General features: G+C 43.9%; 19 protein-coding genes. 6 read left to right on the top strand and 13 right to left on the bottom strand.

The window, feature by feature from the left end:
* Window positions 1-99 precede the first annotated feature (99 nt).
* The 4 genes from ACVBDY_RS17785 to ACVBDY_RS17770 all read right to left on the bottom strand — a co-directional run bounded on the left by ACVBDY_RS17785 (window position 100) and on the right by ACVBDY_RS17770 (window position 3,923).
* Complete coding sequence (locus ACVBDY_RS17785; protein ID WP_447176805.1) at window positions 100-1,014, bottom strand: bestrophin family protein; 915 nt, start codon at window positions 1,012-1,014, stop codon at window positions 100-102.
* Between the two features lie 513 nt (window positions 1,015-1,527).
* Window positions 1,528-1,839 (bottom strand): MFS transporter, encoded by a 312-nt coding sequence (locus tag ACVBDY_RS17780; protein WP_447176804.1) that lies wholly within the window; start codon window positions 1,837-1,839, stop codon window positions 1,528-1,530.
* Window positions 1,836-2,327 (bottom strand): MFS transporter, encoded by a 492-nt coding sequence (locus ACVBDY_RS17775; protein ID WP_447176803.1) that lies wholly within the window; start codon window positions 2,325-2,327, stop codon window positions 1,836-1,838. The genes ACVBDY_RS17780 and ACVBDY_RS17775 overlap by 4 nt, the downstream gene beginning before the upstream one ends.
* 435 nt (window positions 2,328-2,762) lie before the next feature.
* The gene (locus ACVBDY_RS17770; RefSeq protein ID WP_447176802.1) at window positions 2,763-3,923 is read right to left on the bottom strand and encodes an MFS transporter; all 1,161 of its coding nucleotides are present in this window, start codon (window positions 3,921-3,923) and stop codon (window positions 2,763-2,765) included.
* Between the two features lie 407 nt (window positions 3,924-4,330).
* Here ACVBDY_RS17770 and ACVBDY_RS17765 point away from each other — a divergent pair, with 407 nt between their 5' ends.
* Entirely contained in the window at window positions 4,331-5,740 is a 1,410-nt protein-coding gene (locus ACVBDY_RS17765) for an MATE family efflux transporter (protein WP_447176801.1), read from the top strand.
* A gap of 203 nt (window positions 5,741-5,943) precedes the next feature.
* Entirely contained in the window at window positions 5,944-7,350 is a 1,407-nt protein-coding gene (gene lpdA, locus ACVBDY_RS17760; protein WP_447176800.1) for a dihydrolipoyl dehydrogenase, read from the top strand.
* A 76-nt stretch (window positions 7,351-7,426) separates the two neighbouring features.
* Here the strand turns inward: lpdA and ACVBDY_RS17755 are convergent, their stop codons facing one another.
* The 8 genes from ACVBDY_RS17755 to ACVBDY_RS17720 form a co-directional block, all read right to left on the bottom strand.
* The gene (locus tag ACVBDY_RS17755) at window positions 7,427-8,191 is read right to left on the bottom strand and encodes a DUF2189 domain-containing protein (protein ID WP_447176799.1); all 765 of its coding nucleotides are present in this window, start codon (window positions 8,189-8,191) and stop codon (window positions 7,427-7,429) included.
* Window positions 8,192-8,322: 131 nt separating this feature from the next.
* The gene (locus ACVBDY_RS17750) at window positions 8,323-9,459 is read right to left on the bottom strand and encodes a heparan-alpha-glucosaminide N-acetyltransferase domain-containing protein (RefSeq protein WP_447176798.1); all 1,137 of its coding nucleotides are present in this window, start codon (window positions 9,457-9,459) and stop codon (window positions 8,323-8,325) included.
* Window positions 9,460-9,596: 137 nt separating this feature from the next.
* On the bottom strand, window positions 9,597-10,643 hold the full coding sequence (locus tag ACVBDY_RS17745) for a heparan-alpha-glucosaminide N-acetyltransferase domain-containing protein (RefSeq protein ID WP_447176797.1): 1,047 nt from the start codon (window positions 10,641-10,643) through the stop codon (window positions 9,597-9,599).
* Window positions 10,644-10,840: 197 nt separating this feature from the next.
* Complete coding sequence (locus ACVBDY_RS17740; protein ID WP_447176924.1) at window positions 10,841-12,394, bottom strand: amidohydrolase family protein; 1,554 nt, start codon at window positions 12,392-12,394, stop codon at window positions 10,841-10,843.
* 301 nt (window positions 12,395-12,695) lie between these two features.
* Window positions 12,696-14,192 (bottom strand): S10 family peptidase, encoded by a 1,497-nt coding sequence (locus ACVBDY_RS17735; RefSeq protein ID WP_447176796.1) that lies wholly within the window; start codon window positions 14,190-14,192, stop codon window positions 12,696-12,698.
* Window positions 14,193-14,357: 165 nt separating this feature from the next.
* Window positions 14,358-15,782, bottom strand: a complete 1,425-nt coding sequence (locus ACVBDY_RS17730) for a SusD/RagB family nutrient-binding outer membrane lipoprotein (RefSeq protein WP_447176795.1) — start codon at window positions 15,780-15,782, stop codon at window positions 14,358-14,360.
* A gap of 17 nt (window positions 15,783-15,799) precedes the next feature.
* Window positions 15,800-19,360: a SusC/RagA family TonB-linked outer membrane protein gene (locus tag ACVBDY_RS17725; RefSeq protein WP_447176794.1), complete on the bottom strand. Its 3,561-nt coding sequence runs from the start codon at window positions 19,358-19,360 to the stop codon at window positions 15,800-15,802.
* Window positions 19,361-19,507: 147 nt separating this feature from the next.
* Window positions 19,508-20,647 carry a FecR family protein gene (locus tag ACVBDY_RS17720; RefSeq protein WP_447176793.1) on the bottom strand — a complete coding sequence of 380 codons (1,140 nt, stop codon included), beginning with the start codon at window positions 20,645-20,647 and terminating at the stop codon, window positions 19,508-19,510.
* A gap of 175 nt (window positions 20,648-20,822) precedes the next feature.
* Here ACVBDY_RS17720 and ACVBDY_RS17715 point away from each other — a divergent pair, with 175 nt between their 5' ends.
* Entirely contained in the window at window positions 20,823-21,368 is a 546-nt protein-coding gene (locus ACVBDY_RS17715; protein WP_447176792.1) for a sigma-70 family RNA polymerase sigma factor, read from the top strand.
* A 114-nt stretch (window positions 21,369-21,482) separates the two neighbouring features.
* Entirely contained in the window at window positions 21,483-22,019 is a 537-nt protein-coding gene (locus ACVBDY_RS17710; RefSeq protein WP_447176791.1) for an NADPH-dependent FMN reductase, read from the top strand.
* Between the two features lie 26 nt (window positions 22,020-22,045).
* On the opposite strand, the gene ACVBDY_RS17705 is transcribed toward ACVBDY_RS17710, so the two are convergent.
* Window positions 22,046-22,807: an arylamine N-acetyltransferase family protein gene (locus tag ACVBDY_RS17705; protein WP_447176790.1), complete on the bottom strand. Its 762-nt coding sequence runs from the start codon at window positions 22,805-22,807 to the stop codon at window positions 22,046-22,048.
* A gap of 99 nt (window positions 22,808-22,906) precedes the next feature.
* On the opposite strand from ACVBDY_RS17705, the gene ACVBDY_RS17700 reads away from it, so the two are divergent.
* Complete coding sequence (locus ACVBDY_RS17700; protein ID WP_447176789.1) at window positions 22,907-23,317, top strand: Dabb family protein; 411 nt, start codon at window positions 22,907-22,909, stop codon at window positions 23,315-23,317.
* A gap of 132 nt (window positions 23,318-23,449) precedes the next feature.
* The gene (gene mgrA, locus ACVBDY_RS17695; RefSeq protein ID WP_447176788.1) at window positions 23,450-24,469 is read left to right on the top strand and encodes an L-glyceraldehyde 3-phosphate reductase; all 1,020 of its coding nucleotides are present in this window, start codon (window positions 23,450-23,452) and stop codon (window positions 24,467-24,469) included.
* Window positions 24,470-24,552: the final 83 nt, after the last annotated feature.

The raw sequence follows: 24,552 nt of genomic DNA, 5'->3' as shown, positions 1-24,552 counted from the left end.
ATGCCTGGTTTTTAAAATGAGTACTTATGTACCTATTATCCCGTATTTACAATGTATTTTTCCGGAACGCCCTATATATGCCCCGGTTTTTTACCCTGCTCACATCAGATAAAAGTTTTTCACCGGTTTAATGGTATCCGGGACATCCGTTTCGTTCAGCATTTGCCGGAGGTTTATTTCTATGGTCCGGGCAATGGAAGTCACCGGGGTATCCGTAGGTAGGTCTTCAAAAGGGTCTTGCAGGTAAATGGCTGTTTTTTCGATAAGGAAAAAGGCTATGGCCACTGTGATGACCAAAGGAATTTGTATAAAACCGAGATCATCTACCAGAGCAAAGGGCAAAAGAAGAATAAACAGGTATAGAATAAGGTGAACGATCAGACTATAAGTAGCGGGGAATACTGTATTCTTGATACGTTCCGCTTTTCCCATAGAATCACAAAGCCTTTTCAGGGTTTCGTCAATTTGCACCTGTTGATAGGAATTGATCCATCCTTTCCGGAAGGCTTGTTTAAGGTCTGCCATATGCAATTGCAGCATGGCATTAGGTATATTATCCTGTTTGCCCACCCGCTCCAGTTCTTCTTTAGATAAGAATGGCTTGGCATCCTTTAAAGGCTCCTGTTTGCGGAGCGATCTTCCAAGGGCATAACACCATGCCATTTGCCGGTACACCATCTTCCGAACCAAAGTAGAAGCCTCCCCGGCATCCTCCCCTTCAATACGGACAAAACCGAGAAGTTGCCTGGTCAGTGTACGCGAATCGTTGACAATGGCGCCCCAGATAATGCGTGCCTCCCACCAGCGGTTATATGATTGTCCCGTACGGAAAGCCAGGATCAGCGAAATCGCCGTACCCAGGATAGTAGGAATGGCCAGGGGAATAGCAATGCCCCCCACATGGAGAAGTTCGTCGGCAATACCGATAATTACGGATAAAAAGGTAACAAAAAGGATTTCGGAACGCGTTTTCCTGAAGAGAAACTTCAGGGGGATCTTGTTGTTCAGTAGCATGAAAATGGGTTTTCTTACAAAGTAAACAGGCTTTAAATTAATTCTTTTTTACGGATTAAATACTATAAAAGTACGGTTTTTATTATTCGGGCTTTCTTTTCCGTATAACAGAAAATACAGGAAGGGGAAAAACTGTTATAATTATATTTATAACTTTATGTTATGCTTACTGTAGGAAAGTTAATATTCCTGTATCGGTTTGAATACTTCTTGCTCCTGCGGATGATATTCTTGTCCCTGTGTGTATACTTTTTGCTCCTGCGGATAATATTCTTGTTCCTATGTAGATACTTCTTGCTCCTACGGATGATATTCTTGTCCCTGTGTGTATACTTTTTGTTCCTGCGGATAATATTCTTGTTCCTATGTAGATACTTCTTGCTCCTTCGAATAATATTACTGTGCCTATGGTTACAATTCTTCCTTACTGTTCCGGGATATTTTTAATACGTTGCGCGTTGAGAAGAGAAGCCACGGTCATAAAAAACAATCCTATAATAATCCAACTGAAGTCTACATCGGTATCCAGGAGCAGTCCCACCAGAAATGAAATGGTCCTAGTACCGTGCTCAATACCACAAACATGGTGTACAGGCTTCTTATAGCCCCTAGTCTTTCCACTCCGTAAAGTTCTGCGATAACAGCAGTGGTGATTGCCCCGGATGCCCCGACGGAGCATCCCGCAAGGATCAGGAATATCAAAGCACCAATAATACTGTTCGTAAAAGCAAGGGGCAGTAGGCCAATAGTTATGGGAAGCAAGTATACCCGGAACATTTTTCTTGCCGTAAACCGGTCTACCCATAGTCCGCCCATCAGGGTCATGGCAAAGCGCGTAATGGCATAGGCTGTAAAAAAAGAAGCATAACATAAAGAGAGACCGACCAACCTTTGTCCGCTACAAATACATATTGATAAAAAAAGAAGGAAGTAGAGGTAAAGGCCACTATAGTACTTGCAGGCATCATAATGTATAGTTTCTTTTCCGAAAGTATTTTTAGGTAATCTTTTGCAATGGTTATGGAGGTAGGTTTAACATTTTCCTTTTCCGTAGGATTAAAATGCGATAGTTTTACGAAATAAAGCCTTACCAGGTACAACAGTAAAAATCCTCCGGACGCCATAGCCGCTACTTCATAATCATACCAAAGGATAAGGGTGGAGATCACGATAGGGAAGAAGGCTTCACCGATAGAATAACCCAGGGCGGAAATACTCAGGGCCTTTCCACGATCTGTGTCGTAGTAAGGGGACATCACCGTCATACTGATGTGAGTCATCCATCCCTGTCCCGTAAGCTGCAACCCCATCATAGCCATGAATAACAAGGCGATATGATAGTGCGAAATGCCAAGTATAAAAACAGGAAACCGCAGCACCGACAATCGTAATGGCAGTAACCCTTTTTACGGGTTTATAGTCTATAGAATGACCTATAGTGAGCATAAGAACAGAGGGAATTATAGTACAAATCGCATAGATTCCTCGGAAAGTACCTTCGGAAATACTAAAAGCTTTCAAGATTTCCGGAACGTAAAGCGATATCAGAAAGGTTTGCCCGAAACTGGATAAAAAAGTCAGCACCCAACCAAAGCTTACTTCCCTGGCATTATGTTTTAAAAACAGGTAAAAATCTTTCAAAATATAGCAATTTTTTGAGGTTTCGCATCAGGAAGAACCAAGGTACAAAATGTGTGTGGTGCGGCAGGGAAGCCACCTCCAAAACTCCCCCTCCTTTAGACAGTTTCTTAATTTAACGTTTCCGGTTTTCGCAGTATTCCCCTTCCGCTATACGAAAGCACGGCAATCATGGCCCCTACAAAAGCGATAAGCAAAAACGAAGCCCGGAGATTGAGGTGTTCGGCAATAAATCCGATAACAGGAGGGCCGAATAAAAAACCAAAATAGGCAATGGTCGAAACCAGGGCCAGGGATATACCGGGAGGGAAATTTTTAGACCTACCAGCCATAGAGAAGGAGAGAGGTATAACGGAAGAAGTGCCTGCACCAACCAGTAAAAATCCGATCGTAGCAAAAATCACTGAAGGAAAGCATACGGAGAGCAAAAGTCCAAAAAAAATCAGTATACCACTAAATTGGAGTAGCATTACCGCCCCGAAACGTTGGGTAAAGTGATCCGCTACAAAACGCCCCGTAGCCATAGTACTCATAAAGGCAATATATCCCAGGGTAACGAGCCCGGAATCAACATTAACAACTTTATCAAAATAAACACCACTCCAGTCAAACATACAACCTTCACACATCATCCCGCAAAAAGCTATGGCCCCGATGCGTAATAACAGTTTGTCCGGTCTCTTTAATACCAGTCCTTTACTGTCTCCGGTGTTTACATCTTCTGTAAGCATATTGCGGTAAGCAAAGAAGATAATGAGCAGGCTCACGCAAGATATGGCGGCAAAATGGGAGAAGGGGGTTATTTTCAGATCTATCATCCCCGCACCAATAGCCCCGCCAACAAACCCGGCAAGACTCCATAGACCGTGAAAAGAAGCCATAATTGTCTTTCCGTAATGGAATTCAACACCTACCGCCTGGGTGTTCACCGAAATATTTATAAGGTTACCCACCAATCCGAAAAGTGCAACGGCGCCAAGCAAGGCAATTGTGGTTTCCGCAAGTCCGAGTAAGGGCAATACACATCCGTATAATATGGCAGAAATAACGGCTACCTTACGACTGCCAAAGCGATGCACCAGCCATCCCGCCAACGGAAGAGCAACCAGGGATCCCGCAGGAAGCCCGAGCAGGAGTCCGCCCAATTCACCTTCCGTAAGATGTAGTTTGTTCTTAATATCCGGTATACGGCTGGCCCAGCTGGCAAAGCAAATACCACTGAGAAAAAATACTGCACTTACCGCTACTCTTCTTTTAAGGTTTACGTTCATGGCTGTTAGCTTTTTAGTTCTTAGTTAAGGAATTCAGGACTCCACCCTCTGTATGCCCCAAAGGTCTCCCTGTTTTTTATGGGGGCTACTCTTCCCCCTTGAGGGGGATACAGGGGGTGCTCTCTCTCAAACTCCAAGACTCCAAGATTCCCCAACTAATTCACCCGCAAAGTTCATAAAAATATTCCCTGTCTTAAACTTGTAATTTGTTAAAACAAAAAAAACTTACAACTATTTAAAAAAAAGTATTTAATATTGCAGCATTATGAGCACTTCGAAATTATATTAATAAGATGACAAAACCGGCCTGGATACAGGCGGATATTTTGTCGTGGTAAGCATACTTCTTCGCTTACCATATTTTTTGCTTTAATTTTTGTTTGTTAGACTATATAATTTCGGAGATAATGCGTTCACATTCCAAATATACTTTCGAGAGGTTTTTTAAAGACCTGAAAACGGCCCTTACGGGTAAGGAGATAGATTTTACAAGCGGAAGCATCCGCAAAGCCATTTTTATGCTGGCCATTCCCATGATCCTCGAAATGATGATGGAATCGGTTTTTGCACTGGTAGACATTATATACCTTTCCCGTGTAAGTGTGAATGCTGTGGCTACCGTAGGGCTTACGGAATCGGTAATCACCCTTTTATATGCGGTGGCGATAGGTCTGAGTATGGCCGCTACGGCGGTAATAGCCCGCAGGGTAGGAGAAAAGAACATCAGAGGAGCTAAGGAAACCGCGGTACAGGCTATTGTTATCGGGGTGATAATTTCTATTATTGTGGGAGTTATAGGCGTTTCCTATCCCAAAGAGATACTTAGCATGATGGGAGGAGAACCCGACCTTATAGAAGAAGGTTTCGGTTATACACGGATATTGATAGGAGGTAACATAACCATATTCCTGCTTTTCCTTATCAATGCCATTTTTCGTGGCGCCGGAGATGCCTCCATTGCCATGTGGGCCCTGGCATTGTCCAACGGGATCAACATTATCCTCGACCCGTTGTTTATATTCGGATGGGGGCCTGTGCCTGCTTACGGTGTAGAAGGGGCGGCAATAGCCACTACCATTGGAAGGGGAGTAGCAGTTCTGTTCCAGTTGTGGATATTGTTCTACGGATGGAGCAGGATAAAATTACAGCTATCCGACCTGGTACTGAGAGGACAGGTAATGTGGAACCTGGTAAAAGTATCTTTGGGAGGTATAGGACAATTTCTTATAGGGACTTCCAGTTGGGTGATACTCATGCGTATCATGTCCGAGTTCGGTAGTGAAGTACTGGCCGGGTATACGATTTCTATCCGGGTAATGATGTTTACCATGATGCCATCCTGGGGAATGAGCAATGCTGCGGCAACGCTGGTAGGTCAGAACCTGGGTGCGGGACAACCGGAACGGGCGGAACAATCCGTCTGGAAAACCGGAAAATACAATGCTATTTTTATGCTCACGGTGTCTTTGATATACCTGATATTTGCCAAGTATATCATAGGCTGGTTCAGTGCTGATACAGAGGTAATAAAGTATGGCAGTCTTAGTTTACAGGTGGTGGCAGCAGGGTATATTTTTTATGCCTATGGCATGGTGGTTACCCAGGCATTTAACGGTGCCGGAGATACCAAAACCCCCACAATTATTAATTTCTTCTGCTTCTGGCTTTTCCAGTTACCTTTTGCCTATATGGCAGCCATGGTATTTCATTGGGGCCCCGTAGGAGTATATGTAGGCATAACCCTTGCCGAAACCCTGATCGCTATAATAGCGTTACTGTGGTTTAAAAAAGGAAACTGGAAGACGGTAAAGGTGTAAATGACATATGGGGACAATGTTCTATAAGGGGAGATTTTTCCGGTATAATGTCCCCGTATGATCTGTATCCGGGGTAATATCTCATTTCACCGGAATATCTTGTGACAAATACGAGAATACCCGAATTACAGGGGCGATGCTTTGCAAAACATTTGTATTTTTGTGTTTATTAAGTTTAAAAATACATTTTCAAAAAACATATTATGAGTTCATACGATGTAGCCGTTATAGGCTCAGGTCCGGGCGGGTATGTTGCAGCTATCCGCTGTGCACAGCTCGGGATGAAAACCGCGATCATTGAAAAATATTCCACTCTTGGGGGAACATGTCTTAACGTAGGGTGTATCCCTTCCAAAGCGCTCCTGGACTCTACACATCACTACGATGATGCCGTAAAACATTTTGAAGAGCACGGTATCGAAATTCCGGGAGAAGTAAAAGTAAACCTGGAAAAGATGATAAACCGTAAACAGTCCGTAGTAGACCAGACCTGTGCCGGAGTAAAGTTCCTGATGGACAAAAATAAAATTGATGTTTACGAAGGCGTTGGAAGTTTTGCAGACAATACGCATATAAATATTAAAAAAGCAGATGGCAGCGAAGAAAAGATAGAAGCCAAGAATACCATTATAGCCACCGGTTCCAAACCTTCTACTCTCCCTTTCATAGAGGTAGATAAAGAAAGAGTGATCACTTCAACGGAAGCATTGAAGCTGAAAGAAGTGCCCAAGCACATGGTAGTTATAGGCGGTGGCGTCATTGGCCTGGAACTCGGACAGGTATATAAAAGACTGGGAGCTGAGGTTTCCGTAGTGGAGTTTATGGACAGGATCATTCCGGGAATGGATGGTGCCCTTTCCAAAGAACTCACGAAAGTCCTGAAAAAACAAGGCTTTAAATTCTATACCGGTCACAAAGTAAAAGAAGTGACCAGGAAGGGAAAGAAAGTAACGGTCAAAGCAGATGACAAAAAAGGCAAGGAAGTAGCTCTGGAAGGGGATTACTGCCTGGTTTCCGTAGGACGCCGTCCTTATACCGATGGCCTGAATGCCGAAGCTGCCGGAGTAAAACTGAATGAAAGGGGACAGGTAGAAGTTAACGATCACCTGCAAACCAGCGCTTCCAATATCTATGCCATTGGAGATGTGATCAAAGGAGCGATGCTTGCCCATAAAGCAGAAGAAGAAGGTGTTTTTGTAGCGGAAACCCTGGCAGGGCAAAAGCCCCACATCGATTATAACCTGATCCCCGGAGTGGTTTATACCTGGCCGGAAGTTGCCGCTGTGGGTAAGACCGAAGAGCAACTTAAAGAAGCCGGGGTAGACTATAAAGTAGGTCAGTTCCCTATGCGTGCCCTCGGAAGATCCAGGGCCAGTATGGATACGGACGGATTTGTAAAGATACTCGCGGATGCTGCTACGGATGAAGTACTGGGTATCCACATGATAGGCGCCCGTACGGCAGACCTTATAGCCGAAGGGGTAACCGCTATGGAATACAGGGCGAGTGCAGAAGATATTTCCCGTATGAGCCATGCGCACCCCACCTATGCGGAAGCAGTTAAAGAAGCAGCTCTTGCCGCTACCGATAACAGGGCATTACATGTATAATTTGTAAATGATAAACAAAAAAAGTAAGGCCTCAAATTCTTTTGGGGCCTTACTTTTTTAGAGCTTTTAATACAGGTCAATCCATCGGGATGCCGATCTCGTCAATTTCATCGTGGTTATCTAACGGAATGATATGGGCATAAATAGTATAATACATGGAGTACATAAACGGAAAGGTAAACAAGATACCTATGCAAAGGGCAACCAATCCTATCATAATAGCCAGACCGGTAACAATAAGAAGTCCAAGGATAACAAGCGGTTGTTTTGAGACCAACTGAATACTTTTTTGAATAGCATCAATGGCTTTCAGATCGGCAAAAATGATAAGTGGAATGGCCAGAAATGTAAAAAAGGAGATAATGTAGGAAACTATGGTCCCGATAAAAGGGATCAAGGAAATAACAGCCCCGGCCACTGTAAGCAGAAATGATGCCAGGAACAGTTCTTTAAGATATACACCTTTGTAATAATCGAAGGCGGTGGATATGGAAAAATCCTTTCCGGTCTCTGCCAGGTGCGCCATCCGTATAATGCCGGCACTTACGGGTGATAGAACGGCGCTGATAGCAGCAATCGATATGGTATAGACCAGGATAGCCAGAAAAGAAGAATTCAGGTTAACCTGGAGCAGGGTTTCCGACAGGCTGCCGATCCCGAAAAGGCTGGAAACAACAGCCGTGATGAGGATGACAAGAATAACACTTACAATGAGCAGGACCACGCCAGCCTGTAAGGCAATTTTTTTATAGTTTTCGAAAGCTTTTTCAAATACCGGACTAAAATCCAGATTGTATCCTTTTTGGAGGACATGGTCTAATTTCTCTTGGGTAGCATTCATTTCAAATGATATTGGTTTTGATCAGGATTATTTTAGCCCAAGATAACATTTTTAGCCCGTTCCCGGTTTATTTCTGAGGGAAGACATCAAAAAAACATAAAAAACCTTACTTGATAAACCCCCGGAGAAATTTAACTTTTGATCATGTTGAGTGCGGAAAGGATCTTTCCTTTTATTTTTATCACAAAAGATGTAGTTTCCCGGTAGCTTTGGTTAAACACCAAAACAATCTCCTTCTTCAAAACGGATGTTTTTTCTTTGATTGCAGGTTTTATCCTGTTGTAAAGGAAAGACAGCCAGGTAACCGTTATCATAAACAGTATGGCGCCGGGTATGGCAACGTATGGAGTCAGGGAATGATGAAATGGTTGATAGAGCCCGAGGCCGAAAAAACTGGCATATAATATCGTATAATGTATAACATATATGGAAAGCGTATTTTGTCCGATGCTGATCACAGTACTCGAAGTAAGTATGTTCCGGATAAGCATAAAAACGGCGAAGAATACCAGGACATTGCCCAGCCTGGAAAAAAGTTCAAAATTCAGTGAAGAGAAAGGGAACAGGACAATAAGAATGGTGCCTATGGTCAGGGATAACATGATGGCTACAGGGTATAAATTCTTTTTCTCTTTGTAAATACTGAATAAAGCAGCCATAAAAGCCCCGAAAGAGGCGTAACCGAACCACGGGAAAATGGTAAATACCGAACCGTTGGCTTTCGTAATAAAATTGGCGAGGAACTTCGGCAAAAAACTGTAATCCCACGAAGAATACCACGGGTAAGTAAAGAAAAGAAATAAAATACTTCCGCCCAGTAAAAGGGGCATTACATACTTTTTTCGATTATAGGACAGCAGGTAAATACCTATCAGGAGTAGAATGGAGAGCCCTATACAGTGCAGTACATCTATTTTATAAAAGTTATCGTAAACCTCTCCTTTCGAAAGAAAACCGGGAAAATCCAGTCGAAGAATATAACCCAGGCCTATAAGCATCAACCCTCTTTTTATTCCCTTTTTCACCCTCGGATTATCCCACCCGACACTTTTATTGCGAATGAGGAGATACATAAAAATAAATCCGGCTACGGTGAAGAATACAGGAGCCGTAATTCCCCGGTTGTATTTCCACACGGAAAAGACAACGTTGGAAGTGTCACGGAATTCGGGTGCGAGCAAACCGTCTATAAAGTGGCCTTGTAACATCATTAAAATGGCCCAGGCGCGCATGGCGTCTATAAAATATAAACGGGAAGTCTTCTCCATAGATTACTTTTTAATAAATATATACTCCTAAAACAGTGCTTTTGGACTTTTCTTTGCAAAATTAATACAAATTACCTGGATCTTTTTTAGTACCTGTTTGATTCCGTGCTTCTTACCCGAAGTCCTGAACGGACAGATCAGCCGGTGCTGGTGTTATATCGGTGTATTTTTTTCTTTATTGCCTGTTTTACCGTATTGTACTGAAACGACAAATAACTGACCATGATCATAAACAATAAAGCTCCCGGTATCACAATATAAGGGGAGAGGGAATGTCGGAATAACTGAAAACTCAATCCGAAAATACTTCCGTACAGCACAATATAATGTATAACATAGATAGAAAGGGTATTTTGTCCTATACCGATCACGGTTCCGGAAGTAAGGATATTCCTGCACAGCATAAAAATGGCAAATAAAACAAGCACATTGCCCAACCAGGAAAACAGGTTGTTGGATAGATAAGGGGTGGAGAACAAAAATATGAAGAGAAATCCTATTCCCAGACAACTCCCTATGGCTATAGGATATAAATTCTTTTTTTGTTTGTAATTAACAAACATGACAGCCATAAAAGCCCCGAAAGAAGCATAACCGAACCAGGGAAAAATAGTAAATACGGAGCCGTTTGACCTGGTGAAGAAATTAGCCAGCATTTTTGGGAGTACGGTAAAATCCAGGCCGTAATACAGGGGAAATAGCGCAAATAATATGGCGGTGATGCTCAATAACATGAGAGGCATCAGGTATTTCATCCTCCGGTAACTTACAAGATAAATAAGGATTAGCAGCAGAAGGGATACCCCGATACAATGCAATACGGATACCTGGTAGAAAGACTCGTTTATCGTGCTTTTTAAAAAAAGACCTTCAAAGTTCAGGCGAAGAATATAGCCCAGCCCGATGAGTGCCAGTCCCCTCTTTATTCCTTTCCTTACCCTGGGATTGTCCCATCCGGTCCGTTCTTTTTGCCGGACCAGCAGGTACATAAAAATAAACCCGGCTACGGTAAAGAAAGTGGGGGCGGTTATTTTCCGGTTATATTGCCAGATCATAAAAGCAAGATCAGAAGGGTCTCTGTAAGAGTAATCCAGCAGGCTGCCTATAAAATGTCCCTGCAGCATCATTAAAATAGCCCAGGCCCTCATGGCATCTATAAAATATAAGCGGGAGCTATTCTTCATATAACATATACTGCTAAAAACCTGGTTTCGGATCATTTGCCGGCAAAAATATGTTTAGACAGTCTCTGAAAAAACCCTTTTTCTTTTTTATGCCACAAAAAAATCGCGACAATAGCATGTTAGTGTAAGAAAATGTGCTATTGCCGCGATGGAAACAAACAAAACATGAGAAGCCTTTTCCGCCAGAGGAAGGGCTGTTATTTTCCTTTTACTCCCGGCTGCATTATTTTATAACTTTTCTTTACTTTGGAATTTGCCACTATTTCTTTTACGTCTTCGAGGAGTTGCTTAGCGTTGTAAATAATACCGTCTTTGATGGTGTATTTTACACCTCCCACACGAACCACTTCATTGTCATCGGTAAGTTTTATACTGCCCGTACCGTACAGGCTCTGGAAATTTTCCAACGGGTTTTCTTCCACGATAACAAAATCTGCCAGTTTTCCGGGCTCCACGGTACCGATTTCATTATCCATACCAAGGGATTCCGCGCCGCTTAACGTGGCTGCTTTGATAACTTCCAGAGGATGGAAACCGGCTTCGCGGAGAAGTTCCATTTCTCGGGGGTATGCAAATCCGTATAGTTCATAGATAAACCCGGCATCCGTACCTACGGTTACCCGGCCTCCCCGGTTTTTGTATTCGTTGAGAAAAGCCATCCACAATTTGTAGTTTTCCTTCCATTCAATCTCCTGTTCCGTGCCCCAGTAATGCCAGTACGATCCGTGGGACTGCCTGCTGGGCGAATAGAAATCCCAGAGTGAAGGCAGGGTATATTCGTCATGCCATTCCGCCCGCCTTGCCCTGGTGAGGTCCCGGTTAGCCTCGTAGATTACCATGGTGGGGGACAGGGTAAAATCGAGGGCGATGAGTTCGTTCATAACCTCGTTCCACTTATCCGAATAAGGTTTTGCAGCCTGTTTCCATAGCTGTCCCGCTTCTCCGAATCTGTCCTGCTCGTTCTGGTAATTGTAGTCGAGGGAATAGTGCTGTACGGTCCTGTCGTCAAAAAGGGCTTCAGGAAGTCCGTACCAGTGTTCCATAGCTGTCAGACCTGCCCGGGCACTGTTCAGCACATTCCATTCACCCACATAGATCTGGGCATGGTGCATCTTGGAACGGAGTCCCAGTTTTTTGTTTTCATCCAGTGCAGCTGCCATGATCCTGGGCGGGGCACCGAAGAACTTAATGCCGTCGGCTCCCTTTTTAGCGTTTTCGCGAACCCATTCCCTGGCCTGTTCGGGGGTGGTTATCGGGGTAGGACTGTTCCTGGCAAAACCGGTATATGCTTTTATTCTCGGGGCCGTGATCTCGTTGCGTTCGCTTTTTTTCTTTTGGTCCAGTACCCAATCCAGTCCGTTACCGCAACCGGGGTCCGCAATCGTTGTAACTCCGTGGCCCATCCATAGCTTAAATACGTACTCGGCAGGGGTCCCCTGGGAAGTTCCTCCTATATGGGCATGGGTATCTACGAAGCCCGGTAGAATGTACATTCCGGAGGCATCAAGTTCTTTACCTCCCGGTTTTAACTTAGGCCGTTTTTCCGGGTCGATCTCCACTCCCGGATAGCCTACGGTTTTTACATCGGTAATCCGGTTGTTTTCCACAACGATATCTACAGGACCTATGGGAGGTGCAAGGGTGCCGTTTATAAGCGTGGCTCCCCGGATGATGAGTTGCGACCACGGGCCTTCACCTTCCGCCCTGGCAGGTGCCTTTTCTATCTGTGCATGGGCCTGGAATGTAAACATGGCCGTGCATGTGAGCGACAGGTATATGATTTTCAATGTTTTCATAAGAATTATGACTTTACAGGTTAAACAGGTGTAAAGCTAGTCTGCGGAAACTTTCCGCAGACTTTGCTTTTAGTAACGGGTTTGTACTTATCGGTCTCAAAAAGTGTTAGAACTATACATTTTAGTGTTCCTGATAATTATGGATGTTGCTTTAACTTTTAAAAAGTCATAGCCCAGATTGTTAAGTTAAGTTTAAGGGTGTTGCCTAAATACCCAGTAACTCATTAACTAAAAAATAATTCCATTGTATATAAATTTATTTTCTGGTGTATTGTGCGGGCTCGTCTTCGGCCGGCAAGGTGTTTTTTACAAACTCGCGCAGGTCATCATTGGCCGTAACTACGTCTTCACTTCGGAGATACATCATGTGTCCGCTGCGATATCCTTTCCAGCTCATCCTGTCCTTCAGCTTTCCGCTTGGGTCCATTTGCCACATGTTGTACTGGGCGTTAAAATAATCGCAGGCACCGTCGTAGTATCCGGATTGTACCATGACGTGTAAATAAGGATTTTGTGCCATAGCCTGGCGAAGGTCAAGTCCGGTGGTGTTATTGCTTCTATCCCATGGGCGTACAGGTCCGAACATGTAGTATTTGAGGTCAGTCTCGTATTTCAGGTGGTTTTTCATATAGTAGTTAATGGCCGGGGTGAATTCGTGCAGCCAGGTAGTGAGTTCCGCGGCATAATCCGGCCGCTCCCCGGCATCCATGGCATCGATACCGAGATACCTGGAGTCCAGTCGGCCTATAGTATAACCTTCATCGCGAAGCAGTTCCTTCCAGAAGAAGGTTTTCGGAACCCGGAGGTTATGTTGAAGGATGACTTTTTCAGACAAGCCCGAGTACCGCGAGATACGGGCTGCTATCTTTTTCTTTTCGGCATCCGGTAAAAATCCGCCTTTGGCTATAGCCGGGACCAGTTCGTCAATGGTAAATTTTTCTACCTCGGGGAGTACATCGGTCAGGTCTTTGGATTGCAAATCTGCGGGTAGTTTTTTATGAAACCAGGCTGCCGCGCTATAGTAAGGCAGTATGTTGGCAGCATCCACTGCCATTCCCCTTTCCATCCCGAGGGTAGTGGGCGATACGAGAACTACTCCGTTGAGGTACATCCAATGCTTGTTTTGCAATTCGAGGGATAGTCCGGATACCCGTGGTGTGCCGTAACTCTCCCCGATAAGGTATTTAGGAGATTCCCAACGGTTCTGGCGGGTGACAAAGGTATTGATCCATGTAGCGAGGTACTCGATATCCTGTTTTACTCCGAAAAATGCCTTTTGCATTTCTTCTTTACTCATGGTGGAGACTGCCCTGGAATACCCTGTGTTTACCGGATTGATATAAACAATGTCAGCCACATCGATAATGGAATTGGGGTTGTCTTTTATGGTGTAGGGTTGTAATGGAAAGCCCTCACTATCTATATTGAGTGTCTTGGGGCCGGTATAAGCCATATGCATCCATACCGAACCCGTGCCAGGACCTCCGTTGAAGGAAATAAAAAGTGGCCTTTGGGACCGGTCTTTCACGTCGGAGCGCTCGTAGTAGGTGAAATGGAGCCCTGCAATAATATCTCCCTTATCATCCCATATGGGATATTTACCGGTTATGGCCTTATACTTTACCGGCGTGCCTTTTATGGTTACCTGTCCGGTGGTGGTAACCGTAGTATCCATACTGGTATTGAGTTGCTGTGCACAAAGAGGCACAACAGCAAAGATCGCAACGATGATAAATGTGTAAATCCTATTCATGGTTATGTATTTAATTAAAGATTAATATTCTTACTGCCCCGTTTGTGAGGGAGGGAATAAATAGCACTATTATGCATTTACCGCCCACCCTCCGGGCTGCCAGTAAACAACTAATGGTGCCTGGCATGTTCAATAAATTATGTGCGTATTACAGAAAATGTAAAACTAATTGACGTCCCAGAAAAGTTTGGTAGTCAAGAGATCACCTCCTATATCTGATGCGGCACTTTCGTAATTAGGACGGTTTAGTGTTTGCTCTGAAATAGGGTAAATAAGTCTTACCGGAACTATATCAACATAAGATTCCGGCGGTGCAGAAAGTTCCGGGTAATCCAGGCGCCGGTATTCGGTCCAGGCTTCCAGTCCCTGGTTGAAAAGTGCTATCCATTTCTGCTCTCCTATCTTTTGTTTCCAGTTTCCGGTGGCAGTAGTGTAGGCTACTTCCGGTAGCAGGAGATAATCATCTGCTCCTGCAGCTTCATAATATTCAAAAGAGGCCTTTATGGCTTTATTGTAATGCATTTCGGCATCGGAAACTCCGGCGATGTTTCGTTCTGCAGCTTCGGCAAGTAGAAATTCCACAGTGGCGTAATCCATAAATATTACCGGGGTAGTCGGCTGGTAAAACAATACTCCGAAACGGGAATAGGATTCATAAGACACCACCAGTCCAGGGGGAGAACCTACAAATTCGCCATCTACATCCTGGAAAAAGACACTCCTTCTGGGATCGTCCAGGTCATTCATCAGGTCAACAAAAGGTTTTGCCCCGACAAAATCGCGACGGTTTCCCACGGCAAGGTCAGTCCAAAGCTCATTAGTGTTTGGAGGAGCGGATTGGTGCTCTACTTGTGCGATGTCTGCATTGGAGGTAAAAATACCGGGAAGTGCTTCGGCGATCACTTCGTTTGCGAGTGCAGGGTCTGAATCGGCGATACGCATGCCCATCTGAAGCAGGAGTGAACTGCCGAGTTTTTTCCAGGCGGAAATATCACCATCATAGAGAATATCATTGTCCCAGCACGCCTGGGATTCATCAATATTGCCGATAGCTGTCCTCAATCTGCCGATCAGGTCTTCATAAATGATTTTGGCATCATCGTATTGCGGAGAAATATTGTCTACGTCCAGGGCTTCCGTATATGGAATATTACCGAAGGACTCTACGAGTTTGGCATAGGTAAATACTTTCATTATTTCCAGGGTGGCCAGCATGTTCTGTTCTACCGGCCCGTTTTCAACACCGCTTACCTCCGGATTGCTTTCTATAATACCGGAGCTTTTTTCCAGGTTGATAAGGACCCCCATATATACATTATTCCAGGTGAAATTGGAATAATAGGTTGCTCCTTCGTTATAAGTTACCGAAGATATTTGCTGTACCAGTATCCTGGTTGTGTTGAATGGGTTACCGTTGGCACCATATGTAATACCGCTGAGCAGATCGGACATGTTTTTTATGGCCAGGTTGAAGAACGTATCGGCGGGAGCATCGGAAACATTTTTTTTATCCACATTCAATTTTTCCAAATCTCCGGAACATGAAAACAGTATTATGAATATGGAAAACAGGATAAAAAAGTTTTTCATAATAGTTTAGTTTAAAGTTAGAATTGAAGTTGCACATTTACCCCCATATTCCGTGTGGATGGCAGGACCCCGTTCTGGAACCCTTGCAGGTTACCGGAACTCAGGTTGGCTTCCGGATCGGAGAAAGGCAGATTTTTGTGAATGATCCATAAATTAGATCCTACGATCCCTACTCTCATGGACTCTATATGTATTTTCTCCAGGAAGCCGGATTTCGGCAGAGTATAGGTAAGTGCTACTTCTCTTAATTTAATATAAGATGCATCGTAAATGTAATAGGCATTGGGTGCCTTGATACTTCCGGTAGCATTCTGGTAAGTACTCATAGCCGTACGCACGGTATTGACACTGCCGTCGGGAGCAACTCCTTTGAGAATGATCCCCCCGCCGTCGACCAGTGAATTACGCACCGGATTGCCCAGATCGTTCAACCCGGCCGAATAGCTGTATAATCCGGAACGGTTACCTGTAGCTATATCCTGGGAAAATACGTCACCGCCTTTTTGCATATCGATCAGAAAGCTGAGGTTGAAGTTTTTGTAACGCAGGCTATTGGAAATCCCCCCGTTCCAGTCCGGGGTAATATTTCCGATAACATTGTTGGAAGTTGTTGTCCGTTCAAATTCCCCGGTTTCCTGGTTGATCACTCTTTTTCCGTCGAGATAAATAAAATCCGTACCCTGAATGGTGCCGTATGGTTCTCCCACGGTAGCATTGATGGTTACACCGGAAACGCTTCCCAGTTGCAGGTTGCTCCCACCTTCGAACAGGGCAAGTACTTTGCTTTTGTTCTTGGCCCAGTTCAAATTGATATCCCAGGAAAAATCTTCTGTGGAAATTACTGTTCCGGATAAAGCGATCTCAACTCCTTTGTTTTCAATCTCCCCCGCATTCACGAATTTGGAAGAATACCCTGTTGTCGTAGATATGGCAACCGGCATGATCTGGTCTTTGGAATTGGTTTTGTATGCAGACAGGTCAAGGCGTATCCTGCTGTCCAGAAAGCGTACTTCCACACCACCCTCCACACTTACGGTCTTTTCCGGCAAAAGGTTCTCATTATTTTTGGTAGGATTTGTACCATACAGCGGCACTGAACCGAACGGGGTGGGCTTATTCAGTACATCTCTAAGGCTGTTTGCCGGAGCCGAACTTCCCACTTCGGCATAATTAAGCCGTAGTTTTCCGAAAGAAAGAACTTCACTTTCTATGAGATTAGAGAAGATAAAACTGGTAGAAACGGAAGGATAGAAGTAGGTGCTGTTTTCGGGCGGAAGGGTAGAGGAATGATCAAACCTTCCTGTGAGATCCAGGTATAACAGGTTATTGTAACCGAGAGATAATAGGCCGTAAAACCCGTCCACTCCTATTTTTTCCTTTACTTCTTCCGGGGCTTCCGGTACGTTGACGGAATTGGTAAGGGAAAATACACCGGGTATGACCAACCCTCCGTTGGTAACGGCACTTATGGAACTGAAATCGTTCCGACGGATATTTATCCCCAGGACCCCACTGACATTGAGTTTTTCGGAAACGTACTTGTTATAGTTCAGCATGAGGTCGTAGTTCATCTCGCTGTAATTGATGTTCTTCCTTGAATACATTCCTACGGCTCCGGCGGTACCTTCATTAACTCTTTCTTCCTGTAAAAAAGAATAGGTGTCCAGAGATACTTTTCCTTCAATGTTCAGCCAGTCCGTAAATTTGTATTTGATAGAGGTATTGCCGAAAATACGGCTCCTGGTATCGTTCTCGAAGTTTTCATAGACTACCCAGTAAGGGTTATCTATCGTTCCTCCCATAAAAGGGTCAATGTTCCTTCCGGTTTTAAAGTAAGCGTCTTTTAATTCCTTGATCCCTACATTCATGGCCCAGTACTTTCGCATGGAGGCCACCACATTACCTGCATTGGCTCCGGTTTCATTACCGGTACGGTTCCGACCGAGAGCATCCGTTTTGATGTAATTGGCACTTCCCGACACACTGAGTTTTTCCGAAATATCGAAAGAAGTGTTTACGGATATGTTATTCCTGGTGAGGTCGCTGTTGGGCATAATGCCTTCCTGGTAAAAATTGGTATAGGATAACCTGTAGGTTGCTTTGTCACTGTTCCCGGCAAAAGAAATACTATTGGTGGTGGTTATTGGGGTTTCGAAGAAAGTAACGAGTTTATCTTTCGGAGCTTCCCAGGGTGTGGGTTGCATATAATTGGGAGATTCCGGGTAGAAAGAATCCCATTGATAGACCAACAGGTTTGGATCAAAAGGAGCTCCGTACGAACCGTAAGCCGTAGCTGGCGTAACCAGGTCAGGGATCCCATCTCCGTTTACATCACTTTCCTGAAAAAAGCTATCTCCGTCAGGGCCGTATAGCGGGCCGTATCCCGTACCGTATTTATACTGGAATTCGGGCCATGTGGATTTATCGATCCATCCTGCGGTTACACTGGAATTAATAGTAACCGTCGGTTTTTTGTTAGCTCCGCTACCGGATTTTGTAGTGATTATCACCGCTCCGTTAGTGGCCCTGGAACCATACAGGGCAGTGGCTGCAGCACCTTTGAGGATGTTTATGGATTCGATGTCATTAGGGTTGATATCAGACGCCAGGTTACCGTAGTCGAATCCTCCCGCACCCGTTTGCTGATCGGAAGAGTTGAAGTTAGAGTTATTGATAGGCACGCCATCCACGACAAACAGTGCCTGGTTGTCTCCCGTGAGTGAAGTGCTTCCGCGGATAACCACATTACTCGATCCGCCCATATTTGTATTATTACGGACCTGTACCCCGGCTACTTTACCGGATAGGGAATTCACCACGTTGTCCGACGGCACCTTATTCACATCGTCTCCGTCTACTTCCTGCGTGGCATAACCAAGGGATTTCTTTTCTCTGGAGATCCCCATGGCGGTAACCACAACTTCATCGAGTTTGGCAGAATCTTCGGTAAGGGTAACCGTAACGGAGGTTTGATTATTAACCGGAATTTCCTGTGTCTTAAATCCTATATAGGACACTACTAAAACAGCATCGCCATTTACTTCCAGGGAAAAATTACCGTCGAAATCCGTTTGAGTACCATTGGAACTTCCCTTTTCCAGCACATTTGCCCCGGGTAAAGGTTGCCCCTGGGCATCGGTAACTACCCCGGTTATCATCGTTTGCATACCGGGCTTTTCTTTAACAGTAAAAGGTTGGTCTGCGGAAAACTTTGGTTTGTGTTGTTTGCTGAGGATGATCTGTCGTCCTTTGATCTTGTAATCCACATCCGTATTCCTGAAAATGATGTTCAGGACGTCCGAAATTTCTTTTTGTCGAATTTTTAAAGTTATTTTTCGGTTAAGAGATGTTACATTACTTTCGTATAAAAACCGGTATTCCGTAAGGGCCTCTATCCGACCGAATACTTCTTTAACGGTTACATCTTCCAGGTTAAGAGATAGTTTATCGTCTGTCTCCAGGGCATTTGCCTGAAATACAAAGAACGAGACTAAAAGCAGGATAGCCTTAGGTTTTATCTTCCACCCAAATATGGGAAATCTCCAGAATGAGAAGTTTCTGGTTAATTTTTTTTTCATAATTTTGCATCGATTTAAATAGTTAATGAATACGATATTTAAATTCACTATTAAGTCTATCGGGGAAGGCGCCAACATTCCCCGATTTTTTGTGAATTCTTACCATGAAAAAGGTCTATGTCATAGGCAATTATTTTTAGGAGTTAGTTAGTTGATGATTATTTGACGGTCTTTTATCTCGTATTTATAAGGGAATAGCTCTGCTATTGATTTTAATACGTCTTCTATACTTTCCACTTCAACACTAAACCTGGCATTCAGTTTTTTATTCCGTAGCCGCGTATTATGGTTTTTAATAGTAACATTGTATTTGCGTTCCAGTTTTATCAGGGCCTCGTCAAATGGTGTATCCCGGAATACGAGTTCGCCTTTGGTCCAGCTGGTATAGAGTTCTATATTCACATCTTCCGTTCTTGTCGTACGTGAAGCCCTGTTCCATGCTCCTTTGGTACCCGGTTTCAGAACAATATTATCGTTTGCATCATATGAATTGCTCATGGCAACCGACCCTTCTATCAATACCGTTTTTATTTCGGTATCTTCCCGGTAGGAAGATATGTTGAATTCCGTGCCCAATACCTCTACAGTAACCGCATCGGCATGGACGAGGAAGGGATGTTTTTTATCTTTAGCCACCTTTAGGTAGGCTTCTCCGTCGATATAAACTTCTCTTTTACGGCTATTTATGAATTTAACCGGGTATTTTATTCGGGTCCCCGAATTGAGGTGGATTGATGTGCCGTCCGACAATTCTATTTCAAAGATCTTTCCATATGGAATCTGCAGTTCATGGAAAACGAGTTTATCCGTCTGCAAATCCGTTTTATACCGGATTTTATTACCCTGCTGTTCCGCAATCACTTCGCCCGAAGCAGAGACGATCTGCTGGTTCCCTGCCTGATCAATGATCTTTATCCCGTTGTCTCCTGTCTTTAATCGAATTGTGTCTTCGGCGATACCGGGTCCGCCGGGAGAAGTCGACACTACCTGGAAGAGATAGATGAGGGAAATCGCACCTGTAAATACAGCGGCATATTTCAGTATGTTTTTCCACAGCGGAATTACTCGGGGTTTTTTAATGTCCAGCCTGGCTTTTACCTTTTCCCAATCCCGGTCCGCATTTAATTCTTCCAGGAAGTCCAGTGACTCGTCCGTAAGCTTTTCTCTGTAGAGAGTCCGGATCAAATCTTTTTCTTCATCGGTTAAGTCTTTCAGGGCTTCTGTATCAATCTTACCGGAAACTTTTAGTTTTTTCAGAATTACGCTAATCCGTTCTTTTTTCGACATTACAAACATTGTTTCTGGTAATATGTTATAGAATTTGTTAAACAGGGTGACAAAAAAATACTTTTTTTGTAATTTTTTCTCATATAGTGTTTTTTAAGTGATAATTTTTTTGAGTTAGGTTTGAATTTGTTAATTTTCGCTAAAATTCCTCACTTAAAATTGTCTACGAAGCTCTATGAAAGCAAAGTCTGACATCAATGCCGTTGAAGTAGAACAACTTTTTAAAGAAAACTATGATTTGTTGTGTCTGGTCTCTTTCGGAATTCTAAAAGATAAAGACGCGGCGAGAGATATTGTGCAGGACTTTTTTGTTTTTTACTGGCAAAAGAAAGATACTATATCCATAAACGTTTCTTTCCAGGCCTATGCAGCCCGGGCAGTAAAGAACCTGAGTTTGATATCGTTGAAAAAACAGAAGAAAGAGTATTTGTTCCTTCAGAATCTGAATACGGAGGAAGAGGAGGTAAAGGACCCCAGAGATAAACCGGGCAGTTATAATAAGGTGTTGGAAGTACTGAACCAGCTTCCCCGAAGCCGGAGGGAAATTTTCATATCTTCCGTGATGTATGGTCTTACCTATACGGAAATTGCAGAATCATACAACATCTCTGTAAATACGGTAAAAACCCAGATAAAAAGGGCTTATGCTTTTTTGAGGTCGCGGGTGAACAAGGAAGACCTGTTATACTTGTTCCTGTTGCTTTCACTTACCACGGCCTGAACGACATCCTCATAATAAAAATAACTTTTTTGGGTTTTATTACATCAAGATTTTCTTTTCTGAGAAATCTTTAGCACATTTAACGGACAGAACCCATATTAAAACAATACATCTATGGCATCGATCCTGGCTTTTGCCGGAAGCAATTCTTCCACATCCATAAATTTCGAACTGGTGAAATACACGGTTTCTAAAATAAAGACCACCCCGGTACAGCAACTGAATATGGCTAATTGCCCTTTTCCGATGTACAGTGAAGACCTGGAACGCGAAAAGGGTTTTTCCAATTCGTTGGTAGAACTGAGCAAGGATATAAAAAAATCGGCAGGGCTTATTATTTCCGTCAATGAGCATAATGGCAACCCGTCGGCCTATTTTAAGAACCTTATCGACTGGCTTTCCAGGCTGGACCGTAACTTTATGGACGGTAAAAAAGTACTTTTGATGAGTACATCACCGGGAAAGGCGGGAGGACAGCATTCCCTGACAAAGATACAGGATACGATACCGAGGTTCGGAGCGGAAATTGTGGCTACATTCTCGCTGCCTTCTTTCGGCAGGAACTTTTCCGCGGAAGATAAGGAGATAACGGACAGCGAACTGAGGAAAGAGCACCAGGAGGCCCTCGACAGGTTTTTGAAAGAACTGTAGGTTCTCAGAGTACCAGGGGAAGTTTTTTATGTTATCACAATTCCGAAAAGTTCCTTTAACTTTTGATTGAATCCGGATTCGTCGGTAATACGGACCTCGTTGGTATTACCGTGTTCTTTGGTCGTCAGTTTGTTATCAGTAAGGGTTATCCTGCCGTTTTCGGTAGGAATGGATATCAGTTTGTTACGGGTAAAGGGCGATTCGCTATTGGTCTGATGATACCGGCACATTCCGGAGAACTCGCTGTATTCACGGGCAATATTTTGAAAGATGTATTTTGGCACTTCGTCTCCGGAACTGTCTTTTATATTGACAACGAGCTCATCTTTATGAACCGGCTTAATAACAAAAGTGCCTCTTACATCCTGTTGCGCAACACCTGGTTCCATTTCTAACGGTGCAAAAGCAAATTCCCCGAAGCCTACATCTGCCAGGTATTCCGTCCCATCTACGAGTACGATCACGGCGAGATGATCGTATTCCGGCCCGAACTGCTCTTTTTTGTTGTCATAAACCCGTGCGGATATTCTCCGGACAGTAAAACCGGAAGTACGAAGTAATTGAAGGAACAGTTCGTTGAGTTCGTAGCAGAAACCACCTCGCTTATGATAGACAACTTTTTGAAAAATATTTTCCGTATCCAGCCGGATCGGAACGCCGTAATGGATGTCGAGGTTTTCAAAAGGTATGTGAAGCAGGTGCTGTTTCTGCAGATGCCGTAACGCGGGGAGATCCGGTTTTGAAACAGTAGAACAACCGATCCGGTTCAAATAGGCCTGTATATTCATCTTTTATTTGGAAAACTGGGGTTTTTAAAACAATTTTACGATCTTCATACCGATTATAATCGGAAAGAAGTTTCCATAAAATTACATAAACCCAACCATATGAAAAGAAGAAACTTTGTTAAAACAGCGACTACCACCATAGCTGTGGGTGCCGTAGTCCCGGCTCTTGCAACTTCAGTAACAAGGGAAAAGGCTTCCGATAAAGTAGTGAATCATTATGTGCTGTTCTGGTTAAAAAAAGACCTTACGGAAAAACAGGTAGAGGAGTTTACAGGTTTTTTTGAAATGCTGCGTACCATACCGGGTGTTCGCAAGTTTTATTACGGCAAACCTGCCGACAGCAAACCTCGTGATGTAGTTGATAACAGTTTTACGTATAACCTGATGATACAGTTTGACACCCTGGAGGAACTGGAAGTTTACGGCGTGCATCCCATACATATGGATGCCATCGAAAAATACAGCCACTTTTGGGAAAAGGTAGTGGTGCACGATTCGGTATTAGGGTAATTACCTTTCTTACGGGCCGTTTCAGCGTATCGGTGACAAACATTTTTTTTAAGCAAATGCGGAACAGCTATCTGTAATACAATTGACTGATTTCCGCTGTAATAATCGACTATTAAATCTTAATTATATACTATGCATATAAACGACAGTAATCCTTTGCCAGCATATATGGCCAGTGAAAAACGTTACGATACCATGCCATACCGCAGGTGCGGACGGAGTGGTATTCAATTGCCGTTACTTTCCCTGGGATTATGGCATAACTTCGGGGATGCCAACGATTTTACCAAAGCAAGGACCATGTTAAGAACAGCCTTCGACCTGGGGATTTGCCATTTTGACCTGGCCAACAACTATGGCCCGCCCTATGGTTCTGCCGAGGAAAACTTCGGGCGTATTTTTAAAAAGGATTTTGCGACTTACAGAGATGAACTTTTAATTTCCAGTAAAGCAGGTTGGGACATGTGGCCCGGGCCTTATGGCAATTTCGGTTCCAGGAAATACCTGATAGCCAGCTGCGACCAGAGTTTAAAAAGAATGGGACTGGATTACGTGGATATTTTCTATCACCATCGCCCCGATCCCGAAACGCCTCTTGAAGAAACGATGGGGGCTTTGGACCAATTGGTACGGCAGGGGAAAGCGCTGTATGTGGGAGTTTCCCAATACAACGCGGAAGATACGGCCAGGGCTGCCAGGATACTGAAAGAGATGGGAACCCCCTTCCTGATTCATCAGCCGAGATACAGTATGCTGGACCGATGGGTGGAAAAAGACGGGTTGCTGGATACTTTAGAGGAAACAGGTGTAGGCTCTATTGTCTTTTCTCCTTTGGCACAAGGGGTATTGACCGACAAATATTTAAAAGGTGTTCCGGCAGATTCCCGTGCCGGAAAGGATGGCAGGTATTTACAGGCCAGCCAGATTACGGACGAGGTTGTAGCCAAAGTTACCAGGCTGAATGCTATTGCCGGAAAACGCAACCAGTCCCTGGCACAGATGGCCATTGCCTGGTTATTGAAAGATAAACGTGTAACCAGCGTGTTGATCGGTGTGAGTAAGGCGGAGCAATTGAGAGACAATGTTGCCGCATTGGACAACCTGAATTTTACAACTGCCGAACTGGAAGAGATCGAAGCAATTTTAAAATAATTTTTTTTCAGACATATCCGTTTCTACGGTATTGCGACAAGCACAGGCTTTCTTATGAATACCTGTGCTTGCCTGTAATAAGA

Source organism: Sinomicrobium halophytocola (genome assembly GCF_052983395.1).
This window is presented reverse-complemented; position numbering and strand designations above follow the sequence as displayed.